Annotated in this window: 10 protein-coding genes; 6 read left to right on the top strand and 4 right to left on the bottom strand. The window is 72.0% G+C overall.

The features are described from left to right. Nucleotides 1-262: 262 nt before the first annotated feature. The 4 genes from OG870_RS36440 to OG870_RS36425 all read right to left on the bottom strand — a co-directional run bounded on the left by OG870_RS36440 (nt 263) and on the right by OG870_RS36425 (nt 4879). The gene (locus OG870_RS36440) at nt 263-1348 is read right to left on the bottom strand and encodes a winged helix DNA-binding domain-containing protein (protein ID WP_266591077.1); all 1086 of its coding nucleotides are present in this window, start codon (nt 1346-1348) and stop codon (nt 263-265) included. A gap of 20 nt (nt 1349-1368) precedes the next feature. Continuing rightward, nucleotides 1369-2391 carry an MDR family NADP-dependent oxidoreductase gene (locus tag OG870_RS36435; RefSeq protein WP_266531634.1) on the bottom strand — a complete coding sequence of 341 codons (1023 nt, stop codon included), beginning with the start codon at nt 2389-2391 and terminating at the stop codon, nt 1369-1371. Continuing rightward, the gene (locus OG870_RS36430; protein ID WP_266531633.1) at nt 2388-3656 is read right to left on the bottom strand and encodes a cytochrome P450; all 1269 of its coding nucleotides are present in this window, start codon (nt 3654-3656) and stop codon (nt 2388-2390) included. The genes OG870_RS36435 and OG870_RS36430 overlap by 4 nt, the downstream gene beginning before the upstream one ends. A 101-nt stretch (nt 3657-3757) precedes the next feature. Next, on the bottom strand, nt 3758-4879 hold the full coding sequence (locus tag OG870_RS36425; RefSeq protein ID WP_266591075.1) for an epoxide hydrolase family protein: 1122 nt from the start codon (nt 4877-4879) through the stop codon (nt 3758-3760). Between the two features lie 173 nt (nt 4880-5052). Between OG870_RS36425 and OG870_RS36420 the strand changes: the two genes are divergently transcribed. The 6 genes from OG870_RS36420 (at nt 5053) to OG870_RS36395 (ending at nt 12720) form a co-directional block, all read left to right on the top strand. Further along, the gene (locus OG870_RS36420; protein ID WP_266531630.1) at nt 5053-6075 is read left to right on the top strand and encodes a CaiB/BaiF CoA transferase family protein; all 1023 of its coding nucleotides are present in this window, start codon (nt 5053-5055) and stop codon (nt 6073-6075) included. Between the two features lie 121 nt (nt 6076-6196). Further along, nucleotides 6197-7948 (top strand): MFS transporter, encoded by a 1752-nt coding sequence (locus OG870_RS36415; protein ID WP_327691906.1) that lies wholly within the window; start codon nt 6197-6199, stop codon nt 7946-7948. A 315-nt stretch (nt 7949-8263) separates the two neighbouring features. After that, nucleotides 8264-9880 carry a citramalate synthase gene (cimA, locus tag OG870_RS36410; RefSeq protein WP_266843417.1) on the top strand — a complete coding sequence of 539 codons (1617 nt, stop codon included), beginning with the start codon at nt 8264-8266 and terminating at the stop codon, nt 9878-9880. Nucleotides 9881-9911: 31 nt separating this feature from the next. Next, nucleotides 9912-10934: a ketoacyl-ACP synthase III family protein gene (locus OG870_RS36405; protein ID WP_327691905.1), complete on the top strand. Its 1023-nt coding sequence runs from the start codon at nt 9912-9914 to the stop codon at nt 10932-10934. 132 nt (nt 10935-11066) lie between these two features. Then, complete coding sequence (locus OG870_RS36400; RefSeq protein ID WP_405625351.1) at nt 11067-12104, top strand: aromatase/cyclase; 1038 nt, start codon at nt 11067-11069, stop codon at nt 12102-12104. Then, entirely contained in the window at nt 12091-12720 is a 630-nt protein-coding gene (locus OG870_RS36395) for an antibiotic biosynthesis monooxygenase family protein (protein WP_266531622.1), read from the top strand. Before OG870_RS36400 ends, OG870_RS36395 begins: the two co-directional genes overlap by 14 nt. The last annotated feature ends 47 nt before the right edge of the window (nt 12721-12767 follow it).

Genomic DNA, 12767 nt, shown 5'->3' with positions numbered 1-12767 from the left:
CGGACTCCGGGCGCGGACGCGAAGTCCGGGCGCGGGCCCCGGGTGCGAAGCCCGGACGCGGACTCCCGACTCGGACTCGGGGCGCGAAGCCCGACCGCGAAGCCCGGGTGCGGGCCCTGGCGCGGATTCCGGCCGCGGAGCCCGGACGCGGACTCGGAACGCGAAGCCCAGACGTTAGAACCCGGAGGTGGAACCCAGGTGCCAAGCCCGGACGTGGGACCCAGGCGCGAGCCCCGGGCGCGGGTGTCCGCCGGTGCGGGGGTCAGGTCCAGTGGATGTGAGGTGCAGGCGAGTTCGGGGCTGCGAAGGCGAGGAGGGTGCGGCCTTCGTGTTCCACCGCTGTGCGCCGGCGGGCCGGCAGTGGGGGGCCCAGCGGCTCGATGACCAGGTCGCCTTCCTCGATCCGCCACACGGCCCGTACGAAGCCGTCCACCAGCACCGTTGACTTGATCAGCCCGTTGCGGGTGAAGACCTGGCGCCGCTGTTCCTCGGTGAGGATGCGGGTGCGGTCGGCGTGTGCGAGCAGGATGTTGTCGAACTCCGGCAGGAACCGCACGGGCGCCGGCGTCCCGGGATCGGGCAGCGGTGCGCCCGGGACGTCGTAGAGTTCCGCCCCGTTCTCGTCGTGGAACATCCTCAGGCCGGGCCGCAGCCGCTTGACGACCGCCCCGATCCTGGTGAGTCCGGACCACGCCTGGATGTCCTTGACGGTGGCCGGCCCGAAGGCCGCCAGATAGCGCTCGACCAGGGCGTCCGGTGCGGTGTCCGTGGCCGGTGGGCGGCCCAGCCATGACTCGGCCGTGCCGTGCACGGCCTGACCCCCGACGCCCCACAGCCCGCGCGGCGGCAGTTGCACCAGCGGCACGCGGTTGCGCACCACGTTGGCCAGCGCGAACGGCTCGTGCTGCGGCCAGCGTTCGGCGAGCAGCGCGCCGAGGCCGCCCACGGTGAGCGGCTCGGCCTCGCACAGCTTGCGTCCGTAGGCGCTGACCTCGTCCAGGTCGAGACCGCCGAGCTTGCGGCCGAAGGCGCCGGTCAGCTGCCGGTCCAGCGCGCCCTGCAGCACGGGCCGCAGGGTCAGGCAGTCGTGTGCGGTGACCAGGTGGAGGGTGCCGCGCATCAGGACGAGCCGCACGGCCTCGCGCCCCCGGATCAGACCCGCGAGGTCCTCGGCGGCGAAGCCGGCCAGCCGGGTCCACAGGCCGATGTAGGGCGGGTCGGGCGCCTGTGCCTGCATGCCGACCAGGTGCTCCAGGGCGGCGGAGGCGGACACGGGATGCCGCTCCAGGAGCAACTGCCGTGCCAGCAAAGCCCTGTTGAGCGTACGTCGGTCCAGTACGGTCGTCATCCCGCCTCCGCCTCTCCCCGTCAGGACAGCTTCACCACGACCGTGCCGCTGTACTTGCGTTCCAGCAGCGCCACGAAGGTCTCCGGCAGGGCGGCCACTCCGCCCTCGACGACCGTGTGCGGAAAGACGATCCGCCCCTCGCGCAGCCAGGCGCCGAACCGGTCGTTCCACTCGTCGATCTGGTCGGGAGTGTGGAGCGTCGCGAAGCCGCGCAGGGTCAGCGACTTGGTGATGGCCGACATCAGCGCGAGCCGGGGGCGGCCGCCGTCGTCCGAGCCGTGCTGCCCGGCCAGCGCGCCGCACAGCGCGAACCTCGCGCCCGGGGCCGCGACCTGGACCGCCGCCTCGAACTGCTCGCCGCCGACGTTGTCGAAGACCACGTTCACCCCGTCGGGGGCGAGCTCGGCCAACTGCTCGGCCACCGGGCCCTCGTGGTGGTCGAAGGCGGCGTCGAAGCCCAGTTCGTCCACCAGGAAGTCGATCTTCTCCTTGGAGCCGGTGCTGCCGATGACCCGTGCGGCGCCCTTCAACTTGGCGATCTGTCCGGCCAGGGCGCCGACGCCGTTGGTGGCCCCGGACACGAACACCACGTCGCCCTCGGCGACCCGGGCGGTGCCGACCATGCCGTGCCAGGCGGTCGGGCCCTGGGACAGGAAGTACTCGGGCCCCGGCAGCAGTGAGCGGTCCCGCGGGAAGAACTCGTGGGCGGTGCCGACGGCGTACTCGCGCCACCCGTTGAAGTGCTCGACCAGGTCACCGACCGCGTGCAGCGGGCTGCCCGACCTGACCACCGTGCCCACGGTGCGGCCCCACATGGCCACACCCGGCTGGAACACCGGGATCGGCAGTTTCGTGTCCGGGTTCATCTGGTCGCGGGCGACGGAGCCCAGGGTCATCCAGTCGTTGCGGACCACGACGTAGCCCTCGGCCGGCTCGCCGAGCGGCGTCTCGCCGGGCTCGAAGTGGTCCAGGGTGACGGGACCCCGCGGGTAGGAGGCGAGCCGGATCTCGCGGCTGGTCGTGGGGAGTTGCTCGGTGGTCATGAGTGCTCCTGGGGGTGCAGGTGGACGGGAAGGGCCAGCAGGTTGTGGTTCACGTCGCCCAGCCGCCAGCACAGCTCCTGCTCCGGTACGGCGAGCCGGGCGCCGGGAAAGCGGCGGGTCAACTCCTCGACGGCCACGGCGAGTTCGAGCCTGGCCAGCGGGGCCCCGAGGCAACGGTGGATGCCGTGCCCGAACGCCAGATGCCCAGGCCTCGTGCGCCGCAGGTCGACCTGGTCGGGGCGCTCGAAGACGGCCGCGTCCCGGTTGCCCGAGGGGAAGGCGAGGAAGACCGCGTCCCCGGCGGGGACGGTGACGCCGCCGATGACGACGTCCTCGGTGGCGATCCTCGGCAGGCCCGACGTGTCGTCCCCGTTCAGGTTGACGGTACGCAGCAGTTCCTCGACGGCCGCCGGGATCTCCTGCGGACACTCGCCGAGGCGCCGCCAGGCCTCGGGGTGGTCGGCCAGCAGCGCGAGCGTGAAGTTGGCGAGCTGTCCGGCGGAGGAGTCGAACCCGGCGCCGAGGAGGGTGAAGCCGAGGCCCACCAGCTCGTCGAAGGTGAGGCGGTCCGCGGGTCCCTCGTGGCCGGCCGCGCCCCCTCGGGCCGTGATGAGTGCGGAGAGGACGTCGTCGCCGGGCGACTGCTGCCTGGCGGCCACCAGGTCCGCGATGTACGCACCGAGCTTCTCCCCGCCCTCGGCGCTGTGCTCGGCGGGTGCCGAGACGTCGGCGAACTGCCTTACCCAGTCGTGGAATTGGGGCCGGTCCGGCTCCGGGATGCCGAGCAGTTCGCCGATCACGGCCATCGCGAGCGGCGCCGCGAAGGAAGCGACCAGATCCACGGGGCCGCCGGTCGAGGCGGCCTCCTTCTCCGTCGAGTCGAGCAGGCCGCCCGCCAGCTCGCGCACCCGCGGCCGCATCGCCTCGATCCGCTCCCCCGAGAACGCCTGCTCGGCCAGGGCCCGCAGCCGGGTGTGGTCCGGCGGGTCGAGCGAGATGATCATTCCGGGTGGCGCCTGGAAAAGCCCACTGAACCGGGGTGCCCCAGGGGCGTAGGCGGCGGCCCGGCTGAGCGCGGGGTCGTCTAGCGCGGCCTTGATGTCCGCGTACCGGGTGACCAGCCAGGCGTGGCCCCCGCCCCGCCACGCCACCCGGACGACCGGCCGCTCGCCCCGCAGCCGGGCGAACAGCGGCGCGGGACCCCGGTAGCTCGACCCGGGAAAGGGGAAGGGCGGCAGGTCCTCGACGCTGTGTGTGTCAGGCACGATGGCGGCTCCTCGGTCGGGCGGCGTGTCGCGGCGCATCGGCGCTGCCGCACTGCGGCGCTTCAGCGGGATGCGGGATGCGGGATGCGGGATGCGGGATGTCACCGCAACGCACGGAAAAAGGACCGCAGTTCGTCCACCAGCAGCCCGGGCTGCTCCAACGCCGGAAAGTGCCCCCCGCTGGCGTGGTCGGTCCAGCGCCGCAGATCCGTGAAGCGCGCCTCGCACCAGGCGCGTGGCATCCGGGCGTCCTTGGGGAACACAGCGAGCGCGGCAGGCACGGACACGGGCGCGAGGGCCATCTTGTTGTGGCTCTCCCAGTAGATGCGCGCCGAGGAGGCACCGGTGCCGCACAGCCACGCCAGCGTCACGCAGTCCAGCAGCCGCTCGCGCGGGATCACCTTCTCCAGGTCGCCGTCGTGGTCGGTCCAGGCCCAGTACTTCTCGGCCATCCAGGCCAGTTGGGCGACGGGCGAGTCGGTGAGCCCGTACCCGAGGGTCTGCGGCCGGGTCGCCTGGAGCACCGAGTAGCCGCCCTCGTTCTGCTGGAACTCCTTGAGCGCGGCGAGGCCCGCCACGTCCCGTTCGTCCAGGGGGACTTGTTCCTGCGGGGGCCTGGCGAACGGCATGGCCAGATGGATGCCCACCAGATGCGCGCCGTCCGTCTCGCCGAGCACGCCGGTGAGGAACGAGCCCCAGTCCACGCCGTGGGCCGCGTAGCGGTCGTAGCCGAGGCGGGCCATCAGCTCCGCCCAGGCCGCGGCCGTCCGCTCCACCGTCCAGCCGGTGGTGGCGGGCTTGTCGCTGAAGGCGAAGCCGGGCAGCGACGGGCAGACCACGTGGAAGGCGTCGGCAGGGTTCTCGGGGTGCGTCAACGGACGTACCAGATCGAGGAACTCGACGACCGAGCCGGGCCAGCCGTGGCTGACGAGCAGCGGCAACGCGTTCGGGTGGGGGGAGCGCGCGTGCACGAAGTGCACGCCCAGGCCGTCGATCTCGGTGCGGAACTGCGGAAGCTCGTTCAGCCGCGCCTCGGTGGCCCGCCAGTCGTAGCCGGTCCGCCAGTGCTCGGCCAGCTCCTTCAGATACGCCAGCGGCACCCCCTGGGACCAGTCGTCCACGGTCTCCGCCTCGGGCCAGCGGGTCCGGGCCAGGCGGTCCTTGAGATCGGCGAGATCCGCCTCGTCGAATGCCACACGGAACGGCGTGACGCCCCTGCTCATCGCTGGTCCTCCCGGATCGCGTACGTCCTAGGTGTCCCGCGGAGATTAGGAGCGCGGCCTCGAACACGACTGGAGGATGCACCGACCGGCGGGTTCGAGTGCGGCGCGAGTGTGCCTGTGCCCGGGTTCCAGGACCGGCTTGCAGCGTGCCGCCGACGACGAAGGAGCCGCAGATGGCGACAGGCACAGGACCGCTGCACGGCCTGCGGGTCGTGGAGCTAGCGGCGATCGGGCCCGCCCCGTTCGCCTGCATGATCTTCGCTGACCTGGGGGCCGATGTGGTGCGGATCGACCGGGCCGACGGCGCCCGCTCGTTCGCGGACTGGCACGGCGAACTCGACCGTGGGCGCCGCTCCATGGAACTGGACCTCAAGGACCCGGGTGACGTGGACTGGCTGCTGCGGCAGCTGGAGCAGTCGGACGTCCTGGTGGAGGGGTTCAGACCGGGCGTGGCGGAGCGGCTCGGCATCGGCCCGGACGTCTGCCTCGGCCGCAACCCCCGCCTGGTGTACGGCCGGATGACCGGCTGGGGCCAGGAGGGGCCGCTGGCCATGACCCCGGGCCATGACATCAACTACCTCGCGCTCACAGGCGCGTTGCACGCCATCGGCGAGGCCGGCGGCCCCCCGGTGCCGCCGGTCAACCTGCTCGGCGACTTCGCGGGCGGCGCGATGTTCCTGGTCGCCGGGGTACTGGCGGCGCTGTTCGAGCGGCAGGCCTCCGGCCGGGGTCAGATCGTGGACGCCGCGATCGTGGACGGGGCCGGCGCGATGCTCGGCATGCTGACCTCGATGGCCCGAAGCGGCCAGTGGCGGCACGAGCGCGGGGTCAACCTCCTGGACGGGGGCGCGCCCTTCTACACCTGTTACGCCTGCGCGGACGGCGGTCATGTCGCCGTCGGCGCACTGGAGGAGCGGTTCTACCGGGCTCTGCTCGACGGCCTTGAGCTCGATCCCGAGCGGCTGCCCGACCGCAGCGATCCCGTCAACTGGCCTTCCCTGCGCCGGGTGTTCGCCCATCGCATCCGCACCCGGAGCCGGGACGAATGGGCCCGTCGCTTCGAGGAAACGGAGGCGTGTGTGACGCCGGTCCTCAGTGTCGCGGAGGCGGCGGCGCACCCCCACCACCAGGCCAGAGGGAGTGGGCCCGCGGCTCCGGCGCCGCGCTTCAGCAGGACTCAAGCTGAACTCCACTGACTGCCGTCATCCTGCGGGGTGGGCGACGGGTTTGCCCGCCAACACCCCACCCCTCCCCACGAGTTCATCCCCGCAAGGCCCCAGCAAGTCCAACCCCCCAAGTATTGAAAGAGGCCACATCATGGCTATTTCCTCCGAACAGGCTCCGTCCGTCGAGACGGAGGTGGACAGCAGGAAGACGGGCGTGGATCCGACGGCGGGGGACAAGCCGCTGGATCCCAAGCGCTGGGCGGCGCTGCTGGTGCTGCTCGTCTCCGCCTTCCTGGATCTGCTGGACGGCACCATCGCCAACGTGTCGGCGCCCTCCATGCAGCGGGACCTCGGCGCCGGGTACTCGGCCATCCAGTGGGTTCTGGTGGGCTACCAGCTCGCCTTCGCCCTGACCCTGATCCTCGGGGGGCGGCTCGGTGACATCCACGGCCGCAAGAAGGTGTTCCTCGTCGGCGTCGCCGGGTTCACCCTCTCCTCGCTCGCGGCCGGCCTCTCCCAGGAGCCGTGGCAGCTGGTGCTGGCGCGGGTGATCCAGGGCGCCTCGTCCGGCGTCATGGTGCCGCAGGTGCTGTCGATCATCCACGTCACCTTCTCCGACAAGGAACGCGGCACCGCCTTCGCCCTGCACGGCCTGGTCGGCGGCCTCGCCGCGACGCTCGGCCTGGCACTGGGCGGCCTGCTGGTCCAGTGGAACCTGTTCGGCCTCGACTGGCGCCTGGTGTTCCTGGTCAACGTGCCGTTCGGGCTGGTCGGGCTGGTGTACGGCGCCAAGGTCATCACCGAGTCGAAGGCGCCGCAGGCGCTCAAGCTGGACATCCGCGGCGCGGTGCTGCTGACCATCGGCTTCGTGATGCTGGTCTTCCCGCTGCTGCAGGGCCGCGAGCTGGGCTGGCCGGCATGGGGCTACGTCTCCATGGCCGCGTCGTTGCTCGTGCTGGCCGGATTCGTCGCCTGGCAGCGCGTCAGGACCCGCCGTGACGGCTCGCCCCTGGTCGAGCTCGGTCTCTTCCGCACCCGCAGCTACTCGGCGGGCCTCGCCGTGAACCTGATCTTCTACGCGGGGATGGGCATGTTCACCATCGGGTGGACGCTCTACATGCAGGTCGGCCAGGGCTGGTCCCCGATGCGGGCCGGTCTCACCAGCCTCCCGTTCTGCGTCGGCGCCTTCCTCACCGCCACCTCGTCCGTGATGATCCTGGTGCCCAAGTTCGGCCGCAAGGCCATGCAGATCGGTGCCCTGGTACTGATGGCCGGTCTGGGCTCGTACGTCTACGTGGCGGGCAAGTACGGCAGCGATGTCACCTCCTGGAAGATCGCGATCCCGCTGTTCCTGGTCGGCCTGGGCTTCGGCACCGTGGCCACTCCGCTGCCGCTGATCGTCACCTCCGACGTGCCGCACGAGCACGCCGGTTCGGCCTCCGGCGTGGTCAACACCAACACCCAGCTCGGCTTCGCCATCGGCGGCGCCCTGGTGAGCGTGGTCTTCTTCGGCGGCATGGTCGGCAACACCACCGCCAACGTCGATGCCCAACTGCCGCAGCTGCGCCAGGAGTTGGTGGCCAGCGCCCAGGTGACCCCGGACGCGGCGGACCGGATCGCCACGGCCTACCGCACCTGCGCCGTGGACCGGGCGAAGGAGAAGGACGCCTCCGTCCTGCCGGCGAGCTGCGCCGCCGAGCCGCTGCAGGATCCGAAGACCGCCGCGGTCCTCGCCACGTACGGCAAGGACCAGGTGGGCGACTCCTTCGCCGACAGCTTCCAGACCCTGCTCACCACGTTCATCGGGATCGCCGCCGCGGTGTTCCTCCTGATGTTCGCCCTCCCCAAGCGCCTCCGCCAGGAGGACCCGACGCAGGAGCCGGAACCCACCCCGGCCTCCTGAATCCCACACCCCTGCGGGGCCGGACGGCACACCAGCCGCCGGCCCTACAGGCATGCCCGAGCGGAAGCGCCCCTCCAGAGGCGCGGGGAACGGCGCATCTTTCAGGGGCACGGGGAACTGCGCATCTTTCAGGGGCGCGGGGAACTGCGCGACCAGCCCCCCCCCCCACACACACACAAGCCCGCACCCGCCAGACAACCCGTCGGGGCACCCCGCAACGCGTTCAAGCTCCACTCCGGTCCCCGTCAAGCCAACGCCCCGACCCTTGGCACAAGCCGCGCAGCGAACTGCGCAGGCCGACAGGAAGGAGGGGCGATGGCGGACCAGAGCTTCCAGCTCTACGACACGACCCTGCGCGACGGAACCCAGATGGAGGGCCTCGCGCTCACCGTCGACGACAAGCTCGCCCTTGCGCGCAGCCTGGACGCCCTCGGCGTGGGTTTCATCGAGGGGGGCTGGCCCGGCGCGATTCCGAAGGACACCGAGTTCTTCCGCAGGGCACGCACCGAACTCGACCTCAGGGCCGCCCTTCTGACGGCCTTCGGCGCCACCCGCAGGCCCGACGTCCCCGTGTCGCAGGACCCGCAGGTGCGGGCGCTGCTCGCGGCGGAGACGCCCGTGGTGACGCTCGTCGCCAAGAGCCACACCGCGCACGTGGACCGGGCCCTGCGCACCACGCTCGCCGAGAACCTCGCCATGATCCGGTCCACCGTGCGGCATCTGGTGCTGGCCGGACGCCGCGTCTTCCTGGACGCCGAGCACTACTTCGACGGTTACGTCGCCAACCGCGAGTACGCCCTTGAGGTGGTGCGCACCGCCGCGGAGGCCGGCGCCGAGACGGTGGTGCTGTGCGACACCAACGGCGGTTCGCTGCCCGAGGAGGTGAAGGCCGTCGTCGCCGACACCATCGCCATGACGGGCGCGACCATCGGCATCCACTGCCACGACGACACCGGCTGCGCGGTCGCCAACACCATGGCGGCCGTCGACGCGGGCGCCGTGCACGCCCAGGGCACCGCGCACGGCTACGGCGAACGCTGCGGCAACGCCAACCTGTTCACCGTCATGGCGAACCTCGTCCTCAAGCGGGGCCGCGAGGTGATCCCCCTGGAGCGCCTGGCGGACCTGGCGTCCACCGGGCGGGCCGTGGCCGAGGTGACCGGCATCCCCGAGGCCCCGGCGGCGCCGTACGTCGGCGCGGCGGCCTTCACCCACAAGGCGGGGCTGCATGCCTCGGCCCTGCGCGTGGACCCGGGCCTGTACCAGCACATCGACCCGGGCCGGGTCGGCAACGCCATGCGCGTCCTGGTCTCCGACATGGGCGGCCGCTCCTCCGTCGAGCTGAAGGCGCGCGAACTGGGCTACGACGTCAGCGCCGGCTCCGAGGCGGTGGGCCGGGCCGCCGCCCGGGTCAAGGAACTGGAGAGCCGCGGCTACAGCTTCGAGTCCGCCGACGCCTCCTTCGCCCTGCTGCTGCGGGCGGAACTGCTGGAGCAGGACCCACGGCCGCCGTTCGGAGTCGAGGGGTGGCAGGTGGCCCTGGACGGGGAGAGCGGCGGCGCGCGGGCCTCGCTGCGGCTGCGTGTCGAGGGAACCTCGCGCACCGCCACCGGCCTGGGCAGGGAGCCCGTGCACGCCCTGGACGCCGCCGTGCACCAAGCCCTCGACCCGGTCTTCCCCGAACTGGCCGGGCTGCGCCTCGTGGAGCACCGGGTCAGGGAACTCTGCGCCGACGAGCCGGACGGACCGCCGTCCACACGGGTCCTGTTGTCGTTCCGGTACGGGGAACGGCACTGGGGCACCGTCGCCGTGGACCGGCACGCGACGGCGGCGGCCCTGGGGGCACTGCTCGACGCCGTCCACTACGTCCTGTCCGACCGTCCGAGCCGGCGGCACGGCGCCGAGGCCCTGGTGGCCGCACCGGCCGGCTGACCCTCTCGAACCCTCTGGAGCGGCTGTGCGCGTGGAAGACATCCACCTGCGGGCGACGTCCGTACGTCTCCCGTCCCGTCTACGCATCGACGACGCCGTGGCCGCGGGCGACTGCCCGCCGGGCCTCGCCACCGCCACCGGCGCCGTGTCGGTGTCGTACTCGCCGGACGAGTCCGCCGCCGAGATGGCGGCGCACGCCGCCAGGACCGCGCTGACCCGCGCGGGCAGCGTCCCCGCCGACGTGGATCTGCTGCTGCACGCCGACACCTACCACCAGGGCCAGGACCTGTGGCCCGTGGGCTCGTACATCCAGCGAGAAGCCCTCGGCAACAACTGCCCGGCGCTGGAGATCCGGCAGATGTCCAACGGGGGCCTCGCCGCCCTGGACCTCGCCACCGCCTATCTCACGGCCGGCCACGGACACGGTGACGCCCTCCTGACCTGCGCCGACCGCTTCTGCCCGCCGGGCATCGACCGCTGGCAGACCGATCCCGGCACGCCCTACGCCGACGGCGCCTGCGCCCTGGTGCTCTCCCGGCGCGGCGGCTTCGCCCGGCTGGTCTCCCTCGCGCTGCACGCCGATCCGTCGCTGGAGCCCCTGCACCGCGGCGACGAGCCCTTCACGCCGGCGCCGTTCGGCAGCCGGATGCCGGTGGACTTCGAGGAGGCCAAGCGGGCCTTCGTCGGCCGGGTGGGCATGTCGTACGCCATCACCCGGGCGCACAACGGGCAGCAGACCGTGCTCAAGCAGGCTCTCGCCGACGCCGGGATGGAGCTCGGCGACGCACGCTGGGTGGTGCTCCCGCACTTCGGGCGCCGTCGGCTGCAGTCCATCTACTACAAGCCATTCGGCATCGAACCGGCCCGCACCACCTGGGAGTTCAGCCGGACCGTCGGCCATCTCGGCGCGGGCGACCAGTTCGCGAGCCTCGATCACCTGGTGGTGTCCGGCAAGGCGGAACCCGGCGACCGCTGCGTACTGATCAGTGTCGGAGCGGGCTACAGCTGGGGCTGCGCCGTCGTCGAGATCACCGAACGGCCCGGCTGGGCCTGACCGCGGCCCCGGCACCGGCCCGGCCCTCGATGTGATCCAGCCGCCCTCCACCCGCCGTCGAGGTGGGCTCAAGGCACCTGTGCCAATCTGCTGATCGCCGTCCTGGACGGCACGACCGAAGGAAGGACCGCCGTGGCGACGACCGTTACGAGCGACATACCGGACTCCGCCCCCGTCACCGGCACTCACGTCACCGAGCACTCCGTGACCGTGGCGGCCCCGCCGGACGCCGTCTACGCGCTGGTGGCCGATGTCACCGCCTGGCCCCAGGTGTTCGGACCCACCGTGCATGTCGAAGTGCTCGAAGAGAGCCGCGCCGCCCGGGAAGGGACCGGCACCGGGACCACCGGCACCGGCGAGCAGCTGCTGCGTATCTGGGCGATCGCCAACGAGCAGGTGCGTACCTGGACTTCGCGCCGCACGCTCGACCCGCGGGCCCGGGTCGTCACCTTCCGCCAGGTGGTGTCGGCGGCCCCCGTCGCCTCGATGGGCGGCACCTGGCGCATCGAGCCCCTGGAGGACGGCACGACGCGGGTGGTGCTCCTGCACGACTACCGTGCCGTCGGCGACGACCCGGAGGCCGGGAAACTGATCGAGCGCGCCGTCGACCGCAACAGCGTCGCCGAGCTGGCCGCCCTGAAGAACGCGGCGGAACTCGGCGAAGCGGCCGGGGAACTCCGCTTCACCTTCAGCGACTCGGTGACGGTCGCCGGGGCGGCCGGCGACGTGTACGCCTTCCTGGACCGTGCCGATCTCTGGCCCGAGCGGCTCCCGCACGTGGCACGGCTCGCCCTGACCGAGGACGAACCCGGCATCCAGCACATGGACATGGACACCCGCAGCCCTGACGGCTCCCTCCACAACACGACCTCGGTCCGGGTGTGCTTCGAGGACCGCGGGGAGATCGTGTACAAGCAGCTGCGTGTGCCGGTGGCGATGCGGGTGCACACGGGACGCTGGACCATCGAACCGTCAGGTGACGGCGAGACCCTCACCGTCACCTCCTGGCACACTGTGGTGCTCGACCCGGAGGGCGTGCGCAGTGCACTGGGTCCAGAGGCCACGCTCGCCGAGGCCAGGGCCCTGGTCCGCAAGGCCCTGGGCACCAACAGCTCCACCACGTTGCGCCACGCCAAGCAATTCGCGGAGGAAGTGCATGCCCGGACGTGAACTCTCGGGCCCCGTCACGGTCATCAACCGCTTCGAGGTCAAAGGTGACACCGACAATTTCGAGCGGTTGTTCCGTGCGCACTCCCAATTCCTTCGCCGCCGCAGCGACTTCGACTTCCTGGTGACCCTGCGCCTGGCCGAACGGCCGCACGTGTACGTCCATCTGGGGCACTGGCGCACCCTGCGCGCCTTCCTCGACACGGTGCACGACGACACCTTCCTGGTGCACGTCGAGCGTCTGGAGCCACTCGTGGAGACGGAGGTCGACCAGGCCGTGAGCGTGTCCCGGGTGCTGAGGGACAACGCTGTCGTCGGCACGGAGAGCGTGGCCCTGCTGCGCGCCCGGGTCGGCGGGGACTGGCGCGCCTTCGAGCGGCGGTTCGCCGATCTCACCGATGCCCTCGCCGAGGCGGGCGGCTTCGGCGGCAGCGACCTGCTGCGCTCACTGCTGCGCCCCACCCACTACACGGGCGTGCTGTGGTGGCGGGACGCCGGGTCCCTGGACCGGGCGCTGGGCGGCGCACCGGCGCTGGCGGCCCAGCACGAACTGGGCCTGGGCGCCGAGGTCGTCGTCGAGCGGACCCGGCATGTGGCCTACGAGCGCGTGATCGACTGAGACGACCGCTCCGGGCCGCGCCCGAGCGAGAGCCGAGCCGAGGACCT

It is taken from the genome of Streptomyces sp. NBC_00461, assembly GCF_036013935.1.
Classification (GTDB): domain Bacteria; phylum Actinomycetota; class Actinomycetes; order Streptomycetales; family Streptomycetaceae; genus Streptomyces.
The sequence above is the reverse complement of the archived record's forward strand: the minus strand, read 5'-3'. Positions and strand labels throughout refer to the sequence as shown.